General features: G+C 45.8%; 19 protein-coding genes. 6 read left to right on the top strand and 13 right to left on the bottom strand.

The annotated features are described in order from the left end of the window. Positions 1–24: 24 nt before the first annotated feature. The 13 genes from murC to K1X61_06285 all read right to left on the bottom strand — a co-directional run bounded on the left by murC (position 25) and on the right by K1X61_06285 (position 14906). Positions 25–1398 (bottom strand): UDP-N-acetylmuramate--L-alanine ligase, encoded by a 1374-nt coding sequence (murC, locus tag K1X61_06225; GenBank protein ID MBX7108229.1) that lies wholly within the window; start codon positions 1396–1398, stop codon positions 25–27. 160 nt (positions 1399–1558) lie between these two features. Then, positions 1559–2659 (bottom strand): undecaprenyldiphospho-muramoylpentapeptide beta-N-acetylglucosaminyltransferase, encoded by a 1101-nt coding sequence (gene murG / locus K1X61_06230; GenBank protein ID MBX7108230.1) that lies wholly within the window; start codon positions 2657–2659, stop codon positions 1559–1561. Continuing rightward, complete coding sequence (locus tag K1X61_06235) at positions 2643–3812, bottom strand: putative lipid II flippase FtsW (GenBank protein ID MBX7108231.1); 1170 nt, start codon at positions 3810–3812, stop codon at positions 2643–2645. The genes murG and K1X61_06235 overlap by 17 nt, the downstream gene beginning before the upstream one ends. 59 nt (positions 3813–3871) lie before the next feature. After that, on the bottom strand, positions 3872–5206 hold the full coding sequence (gene murD / locus K1X61_06240) for a UDP-N-acetylmuramoyl-L-alanine--D-glutamate ligase (GenBank protein ID MBX7108232.1): 1335 nt from the start codon (positions 5204–5206) through the stop codon (positions 3872–3874). Positions 5207–5246: 40 nt separating this feature from the next. Beyond that, positions 5247–6494, bottom strand: coding sequence for a phospho-N-acetylmuramoyl-pentapeptide-transferase (gene mraY / locus K1X61_06245; protein MBX7108233.1), 1248 nt, complete (start codon positions 6492–6494; stop codon positions 5247–5249). 102 nt (positions 6495–6596) lie between these two features. After that, positions 6597–8063: a UDP-N-acetylmuramoyl-L-alanyl-D-glutamate--2,6-diaminopimelate ligase gene (locus K1X61_06250; protein MBX7108234.1), complete on the bottom strand. Its 1467-nt coding sequence runs from the start codon at positions 8061–8063 to the stop codon at positions 6597–6599. Then, positions 8060–10165 (bottom strand): transpeptidase family protein, encoded by a 2106-nt coding sequence (locus K1X61_06255; GenBank protein MBX7108235.1) that lies wholly within the window; start codon positions 10163–10165, stop codon positions 8060–8062. Before K1X61_06255 ends, K1X61_06250 begins: the two co-directional genes overlap by 4 nt. After that, positions 10155–10559, bottom strand: a complete 405-nt coding sequence (locus K1X61_06260; protein ID MBX7108236.1) for a hypothetical protein — start codon at positions 10557–10559, stop codon at positions 10155–10157. The genes K1X61_06255 and K1X61_06260 overlap by 11 nt, the downstream gene beginning before the upstream one ends. A 25-nt stretch (positions 10560–10584) precedes the next feature. After that, positions 10585–11481, bottom strand: a complete 897-nt coding sequence (rsmH, locus tag K1X61_06265) for a 16S rRNA (cytosine(1402)-N(4))-methyltransferase RsmH (GenBank protein MBX7108237.1) — start codon at positions 11479–11481, stop codon at positions 10585–10587. Between the two features lie 34 nt (positions 11482–11515). Continuing rightward, positions 11516–11980: a division/cell wall cluster transcriptional repressor MraZ gene (gene mraZ, locus K1X61_06270; GenBank protein ID MBX7108238.1), complete on the bottom strand. Its 465-nt coding sequence runs from the start codon at positions 11978–11980 to the stop codon at positions 11516–11518. A gap of 440 nt (positions 11981–12420) precedes the next feature. Then, a complete protein-coding gene (locus tag K1X61_06275) occupies positions 12421–12945 on the bottom strand; it encodes an AAA family ATPase (protein ID MBX7108239.1) in 525 nt (174 codons plus the stop codon). A gap of 192 nt (positions 12946–13137) precedes the next feature. Next, complete coding sequence (locus tag K1X61_06280) at positions 13138–14364, bottom strand: hypothetical protein (GenBank protein MBX7108240.1); 1227 nt, start codon at positions 14362–14364, stop codon at positions 13138–13140. Continuing rightward, positions 14361–14906 carry a DUF1599 domain-containing protein gene (locus K1X61_06285; protein MBX7108241.1) on the bottom strand — a complete coding sequence of 182 codons (546 nt, stop codon included), beginning with the start codon at positions 14904–14906 and terminating at the stop codon, positions 14361–14363. The genes K1X61_06280 and K1X61_06285 overlap by 4 nt, the downstream gene beginning before the upstream one ends. A gap of 26 nt (positions 14907–14932) precedes the next feature. Here K1X61_06285 and folP point away from each other — a divergent pair, with 26 nt between their 5' ends. The 6 genes from folP to K1X61_06315 all read left to right on the top strand — a co-directional run bounded on the left by folP (position 14933) and on the right by K1X61_06315 (position 21884). Continuing rightward, on the top strand, positions 14933–15799 hold the full coding sequence (gene folP / locus K1X61_06290; protein ID MBX7108242.1) for a dihydropteroate synthase: 867 nt from the start codon (positions 14933–14935) through the stop codon (positions 15797–15799). Next, a complete protein-coding gene (gene cdaA, locus K1X61_06295) occupies positions 15783–16583 on the top strand; it encodes a diadenylate cyclase CdaA (protein MBX7108243.1) in 801 nt (266 codons plus the stop codon). Before folP ends, cdaA begins: the two co-directional genes overlap by 17 nt. An 85-nt stretch (positions 16584–16668) precedes the next feature. Next, a complete protein-coding gene (locus K1X61_06300) occupies positions 16669–18717 on the top strand; it encodes a S9 family peptidase (GenBank protein MBX7108244.1) in 2049 nt (682 codons plus the stop codon). A gap of 209 nt (positions 18718–18926) precedes the next feature. Continuing rightward, the gene (locus tag K1X61_06305; protein MBX7108245.1) at positions 18927–20618 is read left to right on the top strand and encodes a gliding motility-associated C-terminal domain-containing protein; all 1692 of its coding nucleotides are present in this window, start codon (positions 18927–18929) and stop codon (positions 20616–20618) included. 342 nt (positions 20619–20960) lie between these two features. Continuing rightward, positions 20961–21392 carry a hypothetical protein gene (locus K1X61_06310; protein ID MBX7108246.1) on the top strand — a complete coding sequence of 144 codons (432 nt, stop codon included), beginning with the start codon at positions 20961–20963 and terminating at the stop codon, positions 21390–21392. Positions 21393–21494: 102 nt separating this feature from the next. Continuing rightward, a complete protein-coding gene (locus K1X61_06315; GenBank protein ID MBX7108247.1) occupies positions 21495–21884 on the top strand; it encodes a DUF1801 domain-containing protein in 390 nt (129 codons plus the stop codon). Positions 21885–21952 lie beyond the last annotated feature (68 nt).

Below are 21952 nucleotides of genomic sequence, written 5' to 3' on the forward strand. Positions count from 1 at the left end.
TATCTTTTTTTCTGTTGCAGGCAGCTAATTCGACCCGTAACGATCGCTTAGCATTTTTGCAATGGGTTCCGTGAATTGATCAATATCTCCCGCTCCTACCGTTACCAGAACTTCAATGTCTGTTTGGGAAAGGTGGTTAAGGAGATCTTCCTTTTGCGCCACGCATTTAGCAGCGGTAGTAATCTTATCGAGCAGCATGGCGGAATGCACGCCTTCGACCGGCAACTCTCTCGCCGGATACACCGGAAGGAGTATCACGTTATCAGCCAATGAAAGGCTCTCTCCAAATCCATCGGCAAAATCACGGGTGCGGGAAAAAAGATGCGGCTGAAAAATGCAGGTGATTTTTCTTCGGGGAAAAATTTCACGTACGGATTTCAGGAAAGCCATGATCTCTGCCGGATGATGTGCATAGTCGTCGATGTAAACCACTTTACTGTTTCTGAAAAGAAACTGAAAGCGACGATACACGCCTTTGAATGAATGCAGCGCCAGCCGGATCTGATCGCTTTCAATATCCAGCAAGGAAGCGACCGTAGCTGAAGCTATTGCATTTTCAGCATTATGACGACCGGCAATCGAGAGATGAACATCATTTATTTTTTTCGCTCCATGGATAAAGTCAAATGCATAGGTACCATTGTCCAGCCTGAGGTTGGCAGCATATGCATCCTCTGCATCGTGATCAAGTCCGTAATGCAGTATCCTTACATTATCGGCTGAACGGTCGGGGAAGGTAAGATGCTGCTTTGTGATCAGCACGCCGCCGCGTTTAATCATGCCGGTAAATTCGCCATATGATGCGATCACCTCTTCTTTTGTTCCATAGATATCAAGATGATCCGGATCGCACGATGTGACCACCGCGATATCAGGATGCAGCTTAAGAAATGAGCGATCGAATTCATCAGCTTCCACCACTACGGTTTTATTTTTACCTGCCAGGAAATTAGCATGATAGTTGGCGGCTATACCGCCGAGAAAGGCGGTACAATCGTACCCTGATGATTTGAGCACATGGGCAATCATGGAAGAAGTGGTAGTCTTTCCATGAGTTCCGGCCACCGCTATGGTAAACATATTCCGGGTCAGCTCTTCCAGCAGGTCGGCCCGCTTGACAACAGGAAAACCATGTTCGCGGTAGTACATCAATTCCTTATGATCAGAAGGAATGGCCGGCGTATAAACCACGAGGTCAGCATCGGATGGTATAGCCGACAGGTCTTCTTCAAAGTGAATCTTCATTCCTTCGCGTATCATTTCACCGGTTAAGATGGTCGGTGTCTTGTCATATCCTGATACATTGTAACCATTCGCATTAAAATATCTCGCAAGCCCACTCATGCCAATGCCACCGATGCCTATGAAATAAATAGTATGGATGGATGTGAGATTCATGTACCTGATCAATCAATTTTTAAACTAAATGCAATCTTAACCGTGGTGCCTGAAGTATCAATGTCAACCAGGCTCATTATGCGATATTATTTTCTTATTCCTAATTCAGTTTCTCTGCTTTACACCTGGCTGGTGAATGGTGAATAATGTTTATTAACAGTTAATTTTTCAATCCAATCACCAGTTTCGCTATTTCATCATCCGCATTGGGCTTAGCCAGCCTGCCAATATTTGTGGAAAGCTTCTGCTGTAATGCTTCATTAATAATCAGATCCAGCACAGTATTTATCAGTTTCTCTTCTGCTTCGCTATCCTTTACCATTAGTGCAGCTTTCTTCGAAACGAGCGACATGGCATTTTTTGCCTGGTGATCTTCCGCAACATTCGGTGATGGGACCAGCACGCATGGTTTTTTACAAATACACAACTCGGCGATTGACAGCGCGCCGGCTCTTGAAATCACCACATCAGCTGCAGCGTAAGCAAGGTCCATCCTGTCAATAAACTCCTTCACCTTAATTGCTTCTGTCCTGTTCGCTGCGGCTGCCCGATTACTTTCAAAATACCTTCTGCCGGTCTGCCACAATATTTGTACGCCGGCTTTTTCAAAATCATCCAGGGCGGAGCGAATACTGCTGTTGATTGTTCCGGCACCCAGGCTTCCGCCAATCACGAGAATTGTTTTGCGAACAGGCTGCAATCCGAAATACCGGAGTGCCTCCGTCTTCTTGCCATCGAGGTTGATAATATCTTTACGAACCGGATTACCGGTGAGGATAATTTTTTCTTTCGGAAAAAAATGATCCATGCCATCATATGCTACGCAGATTCTTTTCGCCCGCTTACCGAGTATTTTATTGGTGATTCCTGCAAAAGAATTTTGTTCCTGTATTAAGGTCGGAATGCCAACGAGTGATGCGGCAAACAGCACCGGGCCGCTGGCATAGCCACCTACACCTACCACCACATCAGGGCTGTATGATTTAATAATTCCGTATGCTTTCATCAGACTGTTTAACACTTTAAACGGCAATAGCAGATTTTTTGGCGACAGGCTGCGTTGCAAACCGGCAATCGGCAAGCCCGTTATCTGATAACCCGCTTCAGGCACTTTTTCCATCTCCATCTTTCCCGCAGCACCGATAAAAAGTAATTCAGCGGATGCATCAATCTTTCGGATAGCATTGGCAATTGCTATTGCCGGAAAGATGTGGCCACCGGTCCCTCCACCGCTGATGATTACCTTAAGTGGTTGCTTCATCATGCTTCTGCTCTTCTTTTTCAACGTTTCGGCTTACACTGAGAATTATTCCTATTGCCAGGCTTGTAAACCACAGTGAAGTTCCACCCATACTAACCATGGGAAGCGTAACACCCGTGGTAGGTAGCAGGTGCACCACCACTGCCATGTTGATCAATGCCTGCACCACCAGGCTGAAACTCAACCCTACTGCCAGGAATGCACCAAATGCACCCGGACTTTTAGTAAACAGTTTAATGCAACGCAGCAGGAAAAAAAGATACAACACAATCAAAACCAGTGCGCCGATGAACCCGTACTCTTCAATGATGATGGCAAAAATGAAATCAGAATATGGGGAAGGCAGGAAATTGCGTTGCATGCTGTTGCCCGGACCAACGCCGAATAATCCACCGTTGGCAATGGCGATTTTTGATTGCTGTACCTGGTATGCTTCCTGTCCGTCGCCAAAGAAATCAGATAGCCGGCTCACCCACGTATCGACGCGTGCATGGAACGATGTATTCATGGCAATGATGATAATCAGCGAAAGCAATAAAATGCCGGCACCTCCCATGATGGCTATGTATTTCATATTAATTCGACCGATAAACATCAACAGCAAACAGGTGGCGAACAGGATGGCTGCGGTAGAGAGATTGGAAGGTGCAATCAAGCCGCAAACAATCATCGGCGGAAGCATCACCGGCAAAAATCCCGATTTAAAATCTTTGATGTTACCCTGATTTTTTGCCAGCACTCTGGCGAGGTAAAGTATGAGTGCGAGTTTCGCCAGGTCGGAAGTCTGAAAGGAAACATTTACCACAGGAATAGTAAGCCATCGCCTCGCATCATTTATTTCAACGCCAAAGATCAATGTGAACGCAAGCAATGGGACAGAAACATACAGCAATAACTGCGCGATTCTGGAATAGTAAGTGTAGTTGATCTTATGCGCCAGGTACATCAGGAACAAACCAAACAAAATCATCATGGCCTGTTTCACCAGGTAATACTCCATATTCCCGCCCTGGTATTTGAAGGCAAGTGATCCGGTTGAACTGTACACTGCCAACATGGAGATGATAGACAGAAATATCACCACCAGCCAGATGTACCTGTCGCCCTGTGTTTTTCTGAAAATATGTTCTACCTGAACTGTAGCCGGATTCATACTCACATTATTTTTTTGACGGACGCTGCTTCACTCGTCCGGCAGATTAAGTTTCTTTACTATAGTGACCGTACCGCTTCCCTGAATTGCCGTCCGCGGTCTTCAAAATTTTGAAATAGGTCGAAGCTGGCGCAGGCCGGTGACAACAACACGCAATCACCGTTGGTGGAAAGGCGGTAGGCTGACTTCACCGCATCTGTCATGCTTTCCGTATTCACGATCAGATCCACCGAGCGGGAAAATGCTTCATGAATCTTTCGGTTATCCAATCCCATGCAGACAATTGCTTTCACTTTGGTGCGCACGAGGTCAAGCAGCAATGAATAATCATTGCCCTTGTCAACGCCGCCTGCAATCCAGACAACCGGTTTACTGATACTTTCCAGCGCATACCACACTGCATTCACTGTAGTTGCTTTGGAATCGTTGATGAACTCGATGCCATGCACATCTGCAACCCATTCGAGCCGGTGCTCGAGTGCTTTGAAATCCGATAACGATTCCCGTATCAGGTCCTTCCGGATATCAAGTATGCTTCCAACAATGCCGGCGGCCATTGAATTGTACACGTTGTGCTTTCCGCGTAATCCTAAGTTGAATAGTGACATGGAGAAGGGGTTATTCTTTAGATTAAAAATTATTTCATTGTTATCTGACCATGCGCCGTCTGCAAGTTGCCGCTGCATGGAAAAACCAATTTTTTCTGCGTGCACTGCATTACGCCCGAGTGCTTTCAGGGTCTCCGCATCATCGGCACAGTAGATGAAATAGTCAGCAGCTGTCTGTTTTTGTGTGATGCGGAATTTGGCAGCTGCATATTCATCAAGTTTGTAGTGATACCGGTCAAGATGATTGTCGCTGATGTTGGTCAGCACTGCGATATGCGGTTTAAATTCATAGCAATCGTCCAGCTGGAAACTGCTGATCTCGGCCACATAAAAAGCAGTGTCCTTTTCCGCCACCTGCTTCGCAAAACTCTTCCCGATATTGCCTACAAGGGAAGCATCAAAGCCCGACTTCTTCAGCATGTGATGTATCAGCGAAGTGGTAGTGGATTTACCATTGGTGCCGGTGATGGCTATAATGGTTGACTTTGTAAAGCGCGCCGCAAATTCAATTTCAGATATGATGGAAATGTTTTGACCTCTCAGTTGCCGGATGATCTCCGCCTTTTCCGGGATGCCGGGACTCTTAATCACTTCATCTGCGGCAAGAATTTTTTTTGTTGAATGCAGCTTTTCCTCAAAAGCAATTTCATATCGCTGCAGCATTGCTTTGAATGCTTCACTGATTATTCCACTGTCTGAAACGAATACATCCATCCCGCGCAGCTTCGCCAGTATGGCGGCGCCGACTCCGCTTTCTGCTGCTCCAAGGATGACGATTTGCTTCATGTGTTCCGTTTTGTATTGCTGCTTAATTGTCCGCTGTTCTTTACCTGATCTTCAAAGTCACCATTGTTACTATGGCAAGCAGGATACCCACAATCCAAAACCGTGTAACAATTTTGGGTTCTGCGTAACCAAGCTTCTGATAATGATGATGCAATGGTGCCATTTTGAATATTCTTCTCCCTTCACCGTATTTCCGTTTGGTATATCTGAAGTAAGCAACCTGCAACATCACCGACACGGTTTCCATCAGGAAAATGCCGCAGAGAATAGGGATGAGCAATTCCTTCCTCACAATGATGGCCATTGTTGCCAGGATGCCGCCTAATGCAAGTGAACCGGTATCGCCCATAAAAACCTGCGCCGGATAAGCGTTGTACCATAGAAATCCTATGCAGGCACCAATGAGTGCCGCAGCATACACCAGCAATTCGCCCGAATTGGGGATGTACATGATGTTGAGATAATCGGCAGTAAGAATATTACCTGACAGGTAAGCGAATACGCCAAGTGTGGCGCCGATAATGGCTGACACGCCCGTTGCAAGACCGTCAATACCATCCGTCATATTTGCTCCGTTAGAAACGGCAGTGATGATAAAGATGACGATGATGATATAGATGATCCATGTATACTGTTCAGCTCCATCGCCGATCCAGCTGATGAGCCGCGCATAATTGAACTCGTGATTTTTTACAAACGGTATGGTCGTAATAGGCAGCTTCGCATCTACGAAACGTGCAGCTACTTTATCAATCTGCACGGAATCGGATGCAATCAGCGGAGCGCCAATGGGTGCACTTACCAACTCACGCCGGATTACCACGCCTTTATTGAAGTAAAGAATTGATCCGACTATTATTCCCAAAACCACTTGCCCGACAATCTTAAACCTGCCGGCCAGTCCGCGCTTGTCTTTTTTAAATACCTTGATATAGTCATCAAGAAAACCAACCAGCCCCAGCCATACCGTTGAGATCAGCATGGTGATGACATATACATTTTCAATACGCGCAAACAAGAGTGTTGGAATAATGATTGCCGCCAGAATAATCAGTCCGCCCATGGTAGGCGTACCCTGTTTCTGCATCTGCCCTTCCAATCCGAGATCGCGGATGGTTTCTCCTACCTGCTGCAGCTGCAGAAACCTGACAAGTGATTTACCGAAGACGAGCGAGATGAGTAATGAAACAATAATTGCCATGCCTGCACGGAAAGAGATGTAATCAAACATCCCTGCACCGATGAAGTCGCAACACGTTTCGAGGTATTTAAAAAGATGGTACAGCATATTTATCCGGAAAAACCAACTGCCGTTACTGATGAAAAAATGATTAGGCGATGTTGGTTTTTGATTGAATGACTGAGTTTATGATTGATTGAATGCTTTTCGTTATTTCTCCATTTGTGCAAATGATTCTTTTAAAACCTGCTTGTCATCAAATGGATACTTCACACCTTTTATCTCCTGGAATTTTTCATGCCCCTTTCCGGCCAGCAGGATGATATCGCCTTTGCTGCTCAGTGAAACAGCTGTGCGGATGGCTTCTTTGCGATCGGGAATGGTTAATGCCTTACCGATCTTCAGCGGCACAATGCCTTTCTTCATCTGCTCGAGAATGGCCTGGGGATCTTCACTGCGCGGATTGTCAGAAGTGAAAATCACGCGATCGCTGAGTTCACTGGCCACCTTTGCCATCACAGGACGTTTGGCGCTGTCGCGGTCGCCGCCACAGCCGACCACCGTAATCAACTGCTCATTGCCGGTGCGGATCTTCTTAATCGTTATCAATACTTTTTCCAGTGCGTCCGGTGTGTGTGCGTAGTCAACAATGCCCATAATCTTTTGCTGACTGCTGATCACATAATCAAACCTGCCTTCTGCAGGCATAAGCCTGCTGAGTTGTGTTAAGACGGTTAACTTTTCTTCTCCCAACAGAACAGCCGTTGCATAAATCGCCAGGAGATTATAGGCATTGAAATTTCCTACTAATGGTGTGTAAACTTCCTGACCATCTATCAGCAGCTGCATTCCCTGGAACGATGTTTCCACGATGCGTGCGCGGAAATCACCCATGCCGGAAATAGAATAGGTTTGCTTCTTTGCCCTTGTATTCTGCAGCATGACAGGACCACGCTTATCATCGGCGTTGACGAGAGCAAATGCGGAGGAAGGCAAATGATCAAACAGCAGCTTCTTCGCGTTGATGTAATTCTTTATGGTCTTGTGATAGTCGAGGTGATCATGTGAAATATTTGTGAATACAGCACCGGTAAACTTCAATCCGGCGATGCGCTGCTGATGGATGGCATGCGAGCTGGCTTCCATAAAACAATGTGAACAGCCTTGCAGGTGCATGCGTTGCAGCAATTCACTAATCTGAACGGCATCCGGCGTGGTGTGCGAAGCAGGAATAACTTCTCCGGCAATCTTGTTTTCGATGGTGGAAAGCAACCCGCATTTGTAATGCAGACCGGTGAACAGGTGATATAAAAGTGTGGCAACCGTTGTTTTGCCATTGGTGCCCGTGACTGCAACAAGTTTTAATTTCTCTGAAGGGTTATCATAAAAATTTTCGGCTATGATACCGAGGGCAAGGGCGCTGTCGCCAACCTGTATGTAGGTTACTCCATTTTTTTTCAGTTCGGCAAGTTGCTCAAACACCACCGCCACTGCACCATTGGCAATAGCAGTATTGATAAATGCATGTCCGTCGGTATTCGTACCTCTCGTGGCAACAAACAGATTTCCGGCTTTCACTTTGCGTGAATCAAAGCAGACACCCGTTATAGCAACATCCGTTTTACCCGATAATTCCAGCAGGTTAACGCGGTATAATATGTCGGATAACGTTCTCATAGTGTCAGCGCTATTGAAATGGATTGACCCTTCTCAAATGCAGCACCGGGAGCGATACTCTGCGACCAAACAGCGCCTGCACCGGAAACATTTACCTGCAAACCACATTCTTCCAACAGGTACAATGCATCACGCAATCCCATACCTTTCACATCAGGCACAACACCCTTTTTTTCCGGAATCGCCAGACCGGTCAGCCGGAAATCAGTTCCGCTTTCCACAGTAACCCATGGATGATCGCCTTGCGCATGATTGCTGATACCAAGCGCTTTGCATACATACAACAGATCACTCTTGCTACCAGCCTTTGCAACCGGTTTTTGCAATGTATTACCAGCCAGCAGACCAACTGCAGGCTGAACATCGAGATCGGTTGCAAACACCTTATCAGCAATTTCTTTGAATACCGGTGCGGCCACTGCTGCTCCATAGTACACGCCTTTACTTGGTGCATTCACCACCACGATACAGGAATACAGTGGATTTTCAGCAGGAAAGTATCCGACAAAAGAGGATTGATAAACGCGTGTACCATAGCCGTGCTTTTCATCTGCAATCTGTGCTGTGCCTGTTTTTCCGGCAACTGAATAATTTGGATTGCGCAGGTTTCGTGCTGTTCCGCTGTCCACCACTTCTTTCAGTATCACCTGCAACGACTGCAGCGTTTTGTCTTTGCAGATTTTCTTATTCAGCACAACCGGTTCAAATTCCTTCACAGGCAATCCATATTCCTGTATCTGCTTCACCAGGTATGGTTTCATCATTACACCGTTATTGGCGACAGCATTGTACAGCGTAAGCATTTGCAACGGAGAGATCTGAATCTCATAGCCGACCGACATCCAGGGCAATGAATAACGGGTGAACCGTTTGTCTTTGGTATTCTTGATGTAAGGCTGCTGTTCGCCGGGTATTTCAATATTCAGTTTTTTGTCAAGCCCGAGCGCACGCAGGTGCTGCAGATATTTTTCGGGGTCTTTGTTATAATGCTGTTCAACGAGTTTGGAAATACCAACATTGGATGAGTGGGCGAATGCGGAGCGTACGGTGATCCGGCTAAGGTTATGGCGTTCGGCGTCGCGCATCGTCTGACTCCAGAACTGATGAATGCCTTTTTCCACATCCACAGTATCCTCGATATCCACGTAGCCATCATCCAGCAAAGCGAGCAATGACGCAAGCTTAAAAGTGGAACCGGGTTCATGCGATTCGCCAACTGCATAATTATAGTCTTCCCAATAGGTGCCTTGTTCCGTGCGACCTAAATTCGCAATTGCCTTTATCGCGCCTGTCTTCACATCCATCACCACAACACAACCGTGGTCAGCATCATTGGTGACCAGCGTTTTGAGCAACGCATGCTCAGCTACATCCTGAAGGTTTACATCGAGTGTGGTGATGATGTCTTTACCGTTCTGCGGCTCTATTTCATTCTTGTCGTTGATGGGAATGAATTCTCCCCCGGAAACCCGCTGCATCAATCGCCTGCCCGGTATTCCTGTCAGCTGTGTATTCCACGAACCTTCGAGTCCTACAGGCTGTACGGTAGCATCGCGCATATAGCCTATGGTGCGGTTGGCAAGTTCTTTATAGGGATAAGCACGTTTGTTGGACTGCACCACTATCAGTCCGCCTTTGTATTGTCCGAGCCTGAAAATCGGGAAGGTCTTCATCTCCAGCAATTGCGGATAGGTTACGTTCTTCTTCACCAGGAAATAGCGGTCACCACGTTTGCGGGCAGCTGAAAACAATTTCTTGTAATCGGTGTATGCCTTATCGCCGAACAGGTGCGCCATAGACAATGCAAGCGAGTCAATATGCTTGAAGAAAATTTCATTGGTCAGGCCGTCTGCCCGCATATCCATGCGGATTTCAAAACTGGGCAAAGAAGTGGCTAACATGCGTCCGTCTTCTGAGTAAATGTTGCCACGCTCGGCAAGCACCGGCATATACCTGGTGGAAATGCTGTCGGCCATTGAACGGTAGCGTTGCCCTTCCACCGTTTGTATGTAGAAGACCTTCCATGCAATGGCAATGCCCAGCAACATCATGAAGAGGTATGCCAGGCCTATGCGCCAGATAATGTCTTTCTTAATGCTCATCCTGCTTTGCAATAATTTTTTTGGGTGGCTCGCTCAGCTCTTTCAAACCTGCCGCTTCCACCAGCTTGGCCACTTCCGATTGTTTGCTGATATTTTCAAGTTCCGATTGCGTAGTCATGTATTCCCACCGCATCTCATTCATTTTCTTTTCAATCAGATTCAGTTCTCTTACATTTTTCTCCGCATAGTGTGCATTGGCGATGTATAGAATGGCGATGGCAGCCAGGAAGAAGATAAATGGGAGATTACGGATGATCGTTTGATGGTGCACCCAGCGACTCAGGTCGAGCGACTCATACAACCAGTTACGCCTGGAAGACACCACCTTCTTCTCCTGTATTACCTCTTCCTTCACTTCAGGAGCCGCTTGTTTTATCTGATTTACTGATGACATATTGATGATGAATGCAGGATGACAGTTAAACTTTTTCCGCGATTCTTAACCTGGCACTATGCGCTCTTGGATTCTGCTTCACTTCTTCTTCACTTGCCTCTACAGGCTTTTTGCTGATCAGCCGGAAATATTTTTCTTCCCTTCCAAAAAAATCCTTCACGGTTTCACCGGACGCATTACCATGCCGGAAAAAATTCTTGACTATCCGGTCCTCCACAGAATGATAAGAGAGCACTGCCAGCCTGCCACCGGACTTCAATACCTGCCTGCCCTGCTCCAGGAAATCCTGCAGCACTGCTATCTCATCATTTACCTCCATGCGCAGCGACTGGAAAACCTGCGACAGGTATCGGCTCCTATTACCCCTGATAACCGGCGCAATCACTTCAATGAATTTCCCTACCGTATCAATCCTCTGCGTAAATCTGGCCTCTCCGATATGCTGTGCCAGCGTGCGCGCATTTCGTACTTCCCCGTATTCGCTGAATATTCTCTGCAACTGTGAAGAAGCATATTCATTAATTACTTGTTCGGCCGTCAGCGTTATGCTTTTATCCATGCGCATATCGAGCGGACCATCCATCCTGTAGGCAAAGCCGCGCACTTCCGTATCAAGCTGAAAAGAAGAAACGCCCAGGTCGGCCAGGATGCCATCCACACTGCTGATGCCATGTACACGAAGCATGCTCTTCAGGTGTTTGAAATTGCGGTTGATAAAAACAAAACGATCATCATGAATCAGGTTGGCTGTTGCATCCAGGTCCTGGTCGAATGCAATCAATTGCCCCTTATTGATTTTTTCAAGTATTGCCCTGCTGTGCCCGCCACCGCCAAATGTCACATCCACGTAAACACCATCCGGCTGAATGTTCAGCCCATCCATACACTCTTTTAACATCACCGGAACATGATATGCTGACATCCATTTTCATTTAGAACATTCGCTTCAACCGGTATTATGAATTATTATTCAACCTGCCCATCACCTCTTCCGCCAGCTTTACAAAGTCGCGCGGCTCTTCATCCATTTGCTTGCGGTAGAGCTTATCACTCCACACTTCAATGCGGTTGGCATAGCCAAACAGGATGATATCCTTTTTAATATCGGCTGAGTCGCACAATGATTTCGGCAGCAACAACCTGTTTGTACCATCCAGCATGAGTGGCGTCGCTCCCCTGAAAAAGTAACGGGCGAAGTCGCGGTTGTCTTTGACATACAGGTTCAGGCGATTCACTTCCGCACTGATCTCCTCCCAGTCATGCTTTGCATACAGGACCAAACACTTTTCAAAACCGCGGTGAATAACGAACTGGTTTTTTGCTTTCGCAGGCACCTGCTTCTTTAATGCAGCAGGAAAAAGCAATCTGCCTTTTGCATCAAGCGTACACGGAAATTCGCCCAGGAAGCGGGTTTGAGCCATTATGCGGTTTTAAAACGAATCAAAAATAGAAACATTCTTCCACTTTTTACCACTTTTTACCACATTGTGGATAAAATATTTCTGACACCGGTTTCACAGTATTATCGGCTGAACCTGCTATAAAAAAATCAATGCATCAAACAGACTATATCATACGTAACAGGTAATGTGCTCAACTGTGATCATTATGATATGAATACAAATGATACAGGTGACTTTAACAGGTAACAAATTGAACGCTGGTTGTCACTGCAGGATAATGGAAATTTATACCCGGATAAACTGCTACGCTGCATCCACAAATAACAAGATGATATGATCACGGATTTGCGGGAGACTCAATGCTATATAGCGTAGTTAATCTGCAACTAACAATAAAAACGGAGTCCCTTTTTTCAGCAGAAAAAAGCCGAACGCTGCAAATATAACTTGGGGATGCATCAGGCTTTTTGCTGCAGCACACCAAGCAACTTCCTGCCGGTGAGTGAAGCCGCTTCGGTGATAACCTTTGCGGATAAATAATATTTTTCTCTTTCAGCCAGTTTACCGGATATATAATCAAACACCTCCTGCCCTGTTTTGCCGCGCAGCAAAGGGCGATGCGATTGTTCATTACGCAGCCGGTTAGCAAGTAATGCCGGTGTAGCTTTCAGGTAAACAGTTGTGCCTTGCTGATTCATCCATTCCATGTTTTCCCAAAAACAGGGTGTACCACCTCCCGTTGCCACTACCTGCGTCTTCGATGCATCAAACCGGCGCAGGTATTCTGATTCCCTTTCCCGGAAATACGCTTCTCCTTTTTCTTCAAATAGCTGTGTGATAGTTGTTCCTTCCTGCTGCTGCAGATACTCATCGAGATCAATAAAATCATAGTGCAGCAAAGCGGCCAGCTGTTTCCCGACAGTGGATTTGCCACTGCCCATGAAACCGACAAGATAGATGCTGCGGGGATAGTGTTGAGACATCAGACAACAGGCATTAAAACTTGGACACCAAGTCTTGCGTTATTGGATACGGCATGTTCAGCTTCCGATGCATCATGATTAAACTGCAACCAGTAGAAGCTTCCTGTACAACCCAATGCCATGGGTAAGTATTCCGACCGCTCACTGTTTCATCTTTCTTGTCACGGTCGAAAAAAATAGTATCAGGTACAGCTACTTCGCAAAGTATTCGGATTCCACCTCGTCATAGGCAGGCATATCATTGTAATGCCATTGTGCAAGCACCTTTGATCCTTTCAGTAGAACAAGTCCCGGGTTGCTGCGGATGATTGTCTTCAATACAGTGCCATCGGCATAGTAAAACGGGAAAGGGGCATTCAGTTCATGACGAACCGGATCAAGCAGTTCGTAAGGCGTCGACGTCAGTCCAACAAACTGTATCTTATTCTTTTCGCATGCAGCAGCCAGCTGATTCACTTTCTCAAAGACTTCCTTATTGGTCTTCGTCATATCCTGAGCGACCAGCCAGAAGTGATAATTCGGTTCATCCAGCACGAGTGAGGTTGCATCCTGGTTGTCGTTGTCCCACACCCTGAAATCAGTGATCTCGGGTTTATCGCCTTTCACAACAATCTCACTGTTACTTTTCACAAATTCATGGTTGCTCATCCATAGCGAATCCTGCCACGGTAATACCTGCAGATTTTTGGCAGCGAACCAGGCAGATTGCTGCTCGTTATTATTGGCCATCACATAATCTGCTGAAGCACCGGTGACCTTATCTTTGTAAGTGAGTATCGTTACATATTGATCCGGTGTTTTGCCTTCGGGCAATGTCATCTTTTCGCGGATATCATTCCCCACCTTATATGCGCGGAAATCAATGACAGGCAGGTGCTGAAAGCAATAAACGGTGAGGTAGGTGCAAGCCGCGGTGAAAACTGCCACGAATACCGTTCCCGTAGTATTACTTTTAATGAGTGATTTAATCCTGTGACGAAAGGCAAAGATGATAAGTATGAACACCAGCAACACCACATCTTTATTAAATGACTGCCACGGAGTAAGATGCAGGGCATCGCCAAAGCAACCGCAATCTGTAACCTTGTTGGTGATGGCGGAATAGCCGGTAAGCCAGGTAAAGAATACGATGAGGAGCAGCATCATCCAGGCGGTGAGCTCCATCTGAAAGCCAAGCAGCAACATGAATCCCAACACCATCTCCAGCACACAGAAAAACATAGAGAGGTACACAGAAAAATTCCGCAGCCATAAGAAGAAGGACGAGATAAAACCAATCTTTGCCGTATCATCGGCAAACACTTCGAAATATTCATCGAGCTTGATAGAGAAACCTACCGGGTCCACCCCCTTTACGAATCCGGAAGCAATAAAGAATGCTCCTACCAGTACACATATAATTCTCAAAAATTTATTCATCGCTGTTCGCTGATTTTTATCAGGGCAAAAATAGCGTAATTGATGATATCGTACAGGTTGGCATCCACGCCTTCCGATGCAAGCGTCTTGCCGTCATTTTCTTCCATCTGCCTGATGCGGAGAATGCGCATGAGAATAAGATCTGTGAAAGAACTGATTAACATATCACGCCAGGCTTCGCCATAATCATGGTTCTTCGCCATCATCAGCGCTTTGGCAGTGGTGATTTTTTCAACATACTGCTGCATCAGTTCTTCATGGGCGAGCGGTTCTTCAATCCTCGCACCAAGCGACAACCGGATGAGTGCAATCACGGAATAATTTACGATGCCGATAAACTCACTGTCCATCTCTTCCGCGACCTGCTTTACTTCCAGCCTGTCAATGGTACGGATACGCTGCGCTTTGATAAAGATCTGATCGGCCAGCGAAGAGAGTCTTAGAATTCTCCAGGATGTTCCATAGTCTTTCGCTTTCTTTGAGAACAGGTCTTTGCAGGCACCCGCCTGTTCATCAAACTGCCTGCTTGTTTTGCTTTCCAATTTTTTTGGGAATATTTTTACCAACAATGACTGCGAAAAATACAATCTTTTCAACAAAGAAGACGCTGAACTGCCATGGGAAGCTGCTCGATATCAGCACGCCTGTTGTGATGGGTATCATTAATGTAACTCCCGATTCATTTTACGACGGCGGTAAGTTGGTCAATGAAAACAACTTGCTGCAGCAGGCTGAAAAAATGCTCCTGGAAGGTGCTGCCATACTCGATGTCGGTGGCATGTCGAGCCGGCCCGGTGCAACAATCATCAGCGAACAGGAAGAACTGTCGAGAGTCATTCCTGCAGTGGATGCGATACATCGCCGGTTTCCTGATGCCGTGATTTCAATTGATACCTTTCGCAGCACAGTGCTTCAGCATGCAGTTGATCACGGCGCTTCCTTCGCCAATGATATTTCCGGAGGTGCTTTCGATCCTGATTTATGGAAAACTGTTGCCAGATTAAGTGTGCCTTATGTGCTTATGCATATGCAAGGCACTCCGGCCACCATGCAAGCCGGTCCCGGCTATGAAAATGCGACACAGGAAATTTTTGACTGGCTGAAGAAGAAGATACTGCAACTGCAATTACTGGGCATACATGATGTGGTGGTTGATCCCGGATTTGGATTTGGTAAAACTATAGAGCACAATTTTCAGTTGTTATCCGCACTTCCGCTGTTCCGGCTCTTTGGATTGCCTATATTAGCCGGCATTTCGAGGAAATCAATGATTTGCCAGGTGCTGAAGATAAATCCTGCCGATGCGCTGAACGGTACAACAGCTTTAAACACCGTTGCATTGCTCAATGGTGCCGGCATACTCAGGGTACATGATGTGAAGGAAGCAAGAGAAACGATTCAGCTCATACAACAACTGCATGCCGTTACTGTATAAAATATTCTCGCATGAATTTGAACTCATCGATGTCATCGACCTGATATTGGTGGGACTGCTGGTGATTGAATTGTACCGGTTGGTGCGCGGTACGCGGGCCATGAATATCTTTTTCGGCATGTTGCTCATCTACAGCGCTTACCTGTTGGTGAAGTTTCTGAAACTTCATTTTTTGACGGATATCATAGGCGCCTTCGTGAATGCCGGCCTCATTGCCATATTAATTGTTTTTCAACCGGAGATCCGCCGCTTCCTTTTAAAACTCGGCAAGGCAGGGCTTGGTGACAGGGAAAACATTTGGGACTTTATTCGCGGCAACAAGAAAAAACGCACGAAGCAGCAGGATCAGGATGCCGTTGAAATTGAAAGTGCCATTGATTATTTCTCCAGAACCAAAACCGGCGCACTGATGGTATTCTACTCCACTTTCAAATTAAATGATTTTAACAGTCCTGGCGTAAAAATAAATGCAGTGATTTCAGCAAAGCTGCTGGAAAGCATCTTTGAAAAATCGAGCCCATTGCATGATGGCGCAGTCATCATCTCACAAAATAGAATTGTATTTGCCGGAACCGTACTTCCCATATCCGAGAGTTCATCGGTTCCGGAACGGGCCGGCCTGCGACACCGCGCTGCTATCGGCATTACGGAGGAAACGGATGCGATCTCCATTGTAGTATCAGAAGAAACAGGCATGATCTCATTCGCCCGCAATGGTAAAATAAATTCTATCCAATCCATCCAAGAAATGAAACAGGTGCTGCATGCAGCATTAGGTGGATAACCCGCCATAACCTACATCATAAATCAACTACTTCACTTATCATTCATCATACACCAGACTTCCATAAACCAGCTACAAAAAAGAAATGAAAAAAATCACACTCATTGCCGGTCTTTTATTTTGCTTCTGTAACCTTTATGCCCAGGATAAAAAAGCTATCACACATGAAGACATGTGGCTGATGAACCGGGTGGGTGCGCCCGCCGTCAGCCCGGATGGTAATTGGGTGATGTTCAGTGTTACTGAAGCGGCTTATGATGAGAAGGAACAAGTCAGTGATATCTGGCTCGTGGCGGCTGATGGTCATTCACCTGCAAGAAAACTGACAGCAGGCAAAGCAGGTGAATCAGGATACACCTGGAGTCCGGATGGTACATTCATCGCTTTTGTGGCGAAACGAGACGGTGATGAAGTAGCACAGATTTATACAATGAACATCAGGGAAGGAGGTGAAGGTCAGCGCCTCACTACTTTATCTACCGGTGCCTCCGCCCCACGCTGGAGCCCGGATGGGAAAATGATTTTGTTCAACAGCACCGTTTATCCTTTGTGTTATACCGATTCAGCGAACAAGAAAGCCGCAGAAGACAAGAAGAAACTTAAATACAAAGCCCGTGTTTATACCTCTTTTCCCATCCGTGACTTTGATCACTGGCGGGATGAAATGCAGGACCATGCTTTTGTGCAGGCTGTTGAAGCAGGAAGTGTTGCCAGGGATCTTTTCACCGATGTGGCACTCAGCAGATCGGAAGGCTTCGACTACACAGGCGCAGCGTGGAGTGCCGACAGCAAAGAAGTGATACTCGCTGTCAGCGATAATGCCAATACTGCTGCTTACCAGGAACCTTTCTCGCAATTGTACAAGGTTACAGTAAATGGTGGTGAAGCAACAAGACTTACCAATGATAAGAATGACTATGGAAATCCTCAGGTCACGAGGGATGGCAGGTATCTACTCTGCTACAGCTCGCTTGTAAATAACTATAAAGTGTATAACCTTAATCGCCTCGTGCGCTTCGACTGGCCTTCCATGCAAAACAAAACGATGATGAGTGAAAAAATTGACCGAGGCATCAATAATTATGTGGTTACCCGTGATCTCGTTTATATGAGCGTGGAGGATCAGGGCAGAGACAAGATTTACACGCTGCCGTTGAATGGTGGCGATCCGAAGATTATTAGTACGGCTTCTGCCGGTTGCTTCACAAGTGTCAGCACAGGAACGACAGGCACCACAACGGTAGTTGCCAATTATGAAACAGCATCCAGCCCACCCGAAATTGCCCGCCTTAATGCCGATGGCAGTCATACCATGCTGACGGAAATGAATAAAGCAAAACTCGCACAACTTGATCTTCCGGCGGTTGAAACTGTTTGGTACACCGGCAAGAAAGGTCAGCAGATAAGAAGCCTTTTGGTGCGACCGGCAGGATTTGATCCCGCTAAGAAATATCCATTGTTTGTGGTAATACATGGTGGTCCGGCCGGTTCATGGAAAGAAAACTGGGGCTACAGGTGGAATTATCATTTGCTTGCCAGCCCGGGTTATGTACTCTTGCTAACAGACTATACAGGATCAACCGGCTATGGAGAAAAATTCGGACAGGATATTCAGTACGATCCTTTCAAAGGCCCGGGTGAAGAAATAAACGGTGCGGCAGCAGATGCGATAAAACGCTTTTCATTTATTGATGGCACCCGCCAGGCTGCAGGCGGCGCAAGCTATGGCGGACATCTTGCCAACTGGCTGCAGGCTACTACCACACATTATAAATGCCTCATCTCGCATGCAGGTCTGGTAAACAGCATATCGCAATGGGGCACAAGCGATGTAATCTATGGCCGCGAAGTGATGAATGGCGGCGCACCATGGACGGATGCTAAAGTCTGGAAAGAACAAAATCCATATCGTTACGCGGCCAACTTCAAAACACCAATGCTTATTACGGTAGGTGAACTGGACTACCGTGTGCCCATCAATAACTCCATTGAGAACTGGCATATATTACAGCGGCAGAAAGTTCCAAGCAAACTGATTGTCTTTCCGGAAGAAAATCACTGGATCTTAAAAGCCGAAAACAGCAGGTTCTTTTACCAAACTGTGCAAGACTGGCTGGCGGAATATTTAAAATAAACAAACTAACGGTCAGCCGTTAACTGGCAAGTGAAGCATCATTGCCTTTTTCAGGAAAGCAATAATTTCTCTGTTCTGACTAAAGGTCAACAACATTGGTATAAACCTGTGAAATGGGCATACACCACTATACAGAAGTTCTTACGCTGATAATTTGACTAAATTTGAAACTGCTTTCATTGCATCTTTTGCTGTCACAATTCAAGGGAATGAAATCAGTTGCATTAGGTTTTTGCATACTACTGTTATTGGCTGTTTCTCCCGTCTGCTCACAAACACTCAGTCTTACACAGGATCCAACATGGCTGAATCTCGGCGACCTCGATGTTCCGGGAAATCAGATTACGGTGGAAGCACTTATCTACCGGGATGGATTCAGCACTATCAATATTGTCAGCAAGCACTCTTTTCCCGATGATGTGAATTATCTGCTCAGGCCGCAGACATTTGAACTTACCACCTATGTGAGTGGCAATAGCGGAGCCACACAGTTTTTGCAAATGGCGAATCCATTTACGATGGCTTCAAAAACATGGTATCATATTGCAGGAACCTATGATGGCTCGTTTGTACGATATTATGTGAATGGTTGTCTTGTTATTGAAAAACCATTCAGCGGTAACTTGTTTCAAAATGATCTGCCCGCCGCTATTGGTAATCAAAGCACTAATCAGGCAGAGCAGTTTTTGGGAAAGATGGATGAAGTGCGCATCTGGAATATTTGCCGTACACAGGAACAGATTGCCGCGAATATGCTTGACCTTCCTAACCCATCAACACAGGCAGGGCTCATTGCATACTACAAATTTGAAAATGACTTCACAAACAGCCAGGGTAATGCGATTTGGAACGGCACGCCCGTAGGCAACCTGTTTTTTGCTCCCAGCCAGATTGATCTTCCTTCTTTTGAGATTACAGGCATTGCAACCACTAATTCCGATTGCAGTTCATTGCATAACGGAACTATCACCATCACCACCAACAGACCTAACTCCACCTTCTCTATTGATGGTGTGAATTATCAAAGCAGCGGCGTTTTTAATGATGTGGACGCCGGTACTTATACCATTTATGTTCGCTCGCCGGAAGGCTGCATCATCGACAGTATAGCCACGGTGATTGGCAATAACATTTCATTCCCCGTTGCTTTGACACGCATTATTTGCAGTGGAGAAAATTATCTGGGATATACCAGCACGGGCATCTATGTTGATACCATTAAAACTGCCGGCAGCTGTGATACTATCCGCACATTAGACCTCACCGTTCATCCGTCTTATCATTTCAGCGATGCGGTTACTTTATGCCCGGGCGATGTTTATGATTTCCATGGCACTTTCTTGTCTGCAAGCGGAACCTATACCGCCGCTTTCCTGACATCTAAGGGATGTGACAGCATTTATACACTGGAACTAACCGTGCTGCCCGGAACATTTCTTCCCGATGATACGCTGCTTTGCATTGGCAGTTCGTATGAAATAGTAAGCTCATCAGCAGCGACACTCTGGTTTGACAATACGGTTTCACCAACGAAAACCGTCACTTCCACTGGCTGGTATTGGGCAACCATCAAAGACGCAACAGGCTGTGATGTGACAGATTCCATCTATGTGCAGTTTAACACCAAGTATTTTGTTCCTAATGCGTTTACACCGGACGGCAATGGTATCAATGATGTCTTTGCACCGGTATTGTCGGGAACACAACTGAAGAATTATCAACTGTTCATCTTTGACCGATGGGGTAAACAACTTTTTGCTTCAGACGATCCTGCCGACAGCTGGGATGGTACCTATCTTGGAAAAATCTGCAGCGTGGGTACCTATATCTATTATCTCTCTGTTGAATCGGGCACCTGTGAAAAAGTAGTCACCCATGGATATGTAAACTTGTTGAAGTAACATATCAGCGTGACTGCTTTCATATAGTGCAGGCAAAGATTCATGCAGGTTCCCGGAACACCTGCAATTCAATTTTGTCCATCCGCCGGATAACAATTTGTATATGCTGCTTTAACTGATGTCAAATCTAAAATCACAGTAATTTTCGATTGACACAGCAATTTGTTTCTGCCATAACTTCATGTAGTTATAACTGGAGCCGGAAAAAATTCCTGCAATTCCCTGTTGTCTGTTTAAACCTGTTTGAACAACTGCAATGAATGCACTGCCAAATGAAATAACGTTACATGAAAAATTGAATATTTAACGGGACATCATTATTTTCGTAATAAAAAAAAAGATATGAATGCTCCCATGATTTTTGCCCTTTCCATCTTCACCTACTTCTGTGCCATTGGTGCAATATTCAGCATTGTCTGGAGCATAAAAAGTGAAGGCGCTTATAACATGCTAAGTATAGCAGCAGGCTTCGACCTGCAAGAAACAGCTGCATCATCATTGCAGGCAGGTAAGGCAATGAGATTCCTGTTAATTGATTTTACCAGCCAGATGCTCGGACTGAATTTATTTGCTTTGCTCATCTTATGGCTTCCATTCAGGCATGGTGAATACTGGGCCTGGATAGCTTTATGGTTTTATCCTTTGATGTTTGCATGGCATTATTTTCATTACGCAAAAAAGACCCGTTTTTCGATGGTTCAGATAATCTATTGTGTAATAAGCGCCCTGGCATTACTGCTCAATTACTCGAATTTTTTCGGCACTCCTGTTTAATCTCAATTCATCCTTTTTGTAACGCCGGCATTGAGTGATGTTAAAAAAAGTGAACGGAAGAAGTGACTGTGATTCTCATCAAGCTTCACACAAGCAGCCGATATGAACAAAGACGTACTGCGATACAATGAATCGCTTAATGCGGACGACAATGCTATTTGCTCCTTACTTGCGCAATGCATCAACCGCCATTTACCTGCGGCCGAAAATAAGATCTGGCATGCTCATCCGGTTTGGTTTATCGAAGGAAATCCCATTGTAGGTTACCACAAACTGAAAAATTGTATCCGGTTGTTGTTCTGGAGCGGGCAATCATTTGATGAACCAATGCTGCAGAAAGAGGGCAGCTTCAAAGCCGCTGAAGTACGTTATACTGACGTGAAGCAGGTGAATAAAAGTGATTTGAAACGCTGGCTGGAAAAATCAGCGCGGATTCAATGGGATTATAAAAACATTGTGAAGAGAAAGGGCCTAATAGAACGGCTTATATAAACCTTCAAGTCATAAAAACTACCGCCTGTTGGTATTAACCGACCTTCATTTGCAGGTTTACAATTTGA

The sequence above is a fragment of the Chitinophagales bacterium genome, assembly GCA_019694975.1.
Lineage (GTDB): Bacteria > Bacteroidota > Bacteroidia > Chitinophagales > UBA10324 > JACCZZ01.

What these genes read in the sequence shown, in the direction of transcription:
- murC (MBX7108229.1), bottom strand. Translation starts at nt 1,398, where the DNA reads ATGAATCTCACATCCATCCATACTATTTATTTCATAGGCATCGGTGGC.
- murG (MBX7108230.1), bottom strand. Translation starts at nt 2,659, where the DNA reads ATGAAGCAACCACTTAAGGTAATCATCAGCGGTGGAGGGACCGGTGGC.
- K1X61_06235 (MBX7108231.1), bottom strand. Translation starts at nt 3,812, where the DNA reads ATGAATCCGGCTACAGTTCAGGTAGAACATATTTTCAGAAAAACACAG.
- murD (MBX7108232.1), bottom strand. Translation starts at nt 5,206, where the DNA reads ATGAAGCAAATCGTCATCCTTGGAGCAGCAGAAAGCGGAGTCGGCGCC.
- mraY (MBX7108233.1), bottom strand. Translation starts at nt 6,494, where the DNA reads ATGCTGTACCATCTTTTTAAATACCTCGAAACGTGTTGCGACTTCATC.
- K1X61_06250 (MBX7108234.1), bottom strand. Translation starts at nt 8,063, where the DNA reads ATGAGAACGTTATCCGACATATTATACCGCGTTAACCTGCTGGAATTA.
- K1X61_06255 (MBX7108235.1), bottom strand. Translation starts at nt 10,165, where the DNA reads ATGAGCATTAAGAAAGACATTATCTGGCGCATAGGCCTGGCATACCTC.
- K1X61_06260 (MBX7108236.1), bottom strand. Translation starts at nt 10,559, where the DNA reads ATGTCATCAGTAAATCAGATAAAACAAGCGGCTCCTGAAGTGAAGGAA.
- rsmH (MBX7108237.1), bottom strand. Translation starts at nt 11,481, where the DNA reads ATGTCAGCATATCATGTTCCGGTGATGTTAAAAGAGTGTATGGATGGG.
- mraZ (MBX7108238.1), bottom strand. Translation starts at nt 11,980, where the DNA reads ATGGCTCAAACCCGCTTCCTGGGCGAATTTCCGTGTACGCTTGATGCA.
- K1X61_06275 (MBX7108239.1), bottom strand. Translation starts at nt 12,945, where the DNA reads ATGTCTCAACACTATCCCCGCAGCATCTATCTTGTCGGTTTCATGGGC.
- K1X61_06280 (MBX7108240.1), bottom strand. Translation starts at nt 14,364, where the DNA reads ATGAATAAATTTTTGAGAATTATATGTGTACTGGTAGGAGCATTCTTT.
- folP (MBX7108242.1), top strand. Translation starts at nt 14,933, where the DNA reads ATGACTGCGAAAAATACAATCTTTTCAACAAAGAAGACGCTGAACTGC.
- cdaA (MBX7108243.1), top strand. Translation starts at nt 15,783, where the DNA reads ATGCCGTTACTGTATAAAATATTCTCGCATGAATTTGAACTCATCGAT.
- K1X61_06300 (MBX7108244.1), top strand. Translation starts at nt 16,669, where the DNA reads ATGAAAAAAATCACACTCATTGCCGGTCTTTTATTTTGCTTCTGTAAC.
- K1X61_06305 (MBX7108245.1), top strand. Translation starts at nt 18,927, where the DNA reads ATGAAATCAGTTGCATTAGGTTTTTGCATACTACTGTTATTGGCTGTT.
- K1X61_06310 (MBX7108246.1), top strand. Translation starts at nt 20,961, where the DNA reads ATGAATGCTCCCATGATTTTTGCCCTTTCCATCTTCACCTACTTCTGT.
- K1X61_06315 (MBX7108247.1), top strand. Translation starts at nt 21,495, where the DNA reads ATGAACAAAGACGTACTGCGATACAATGAATCGCTTAATGCGGACGAC.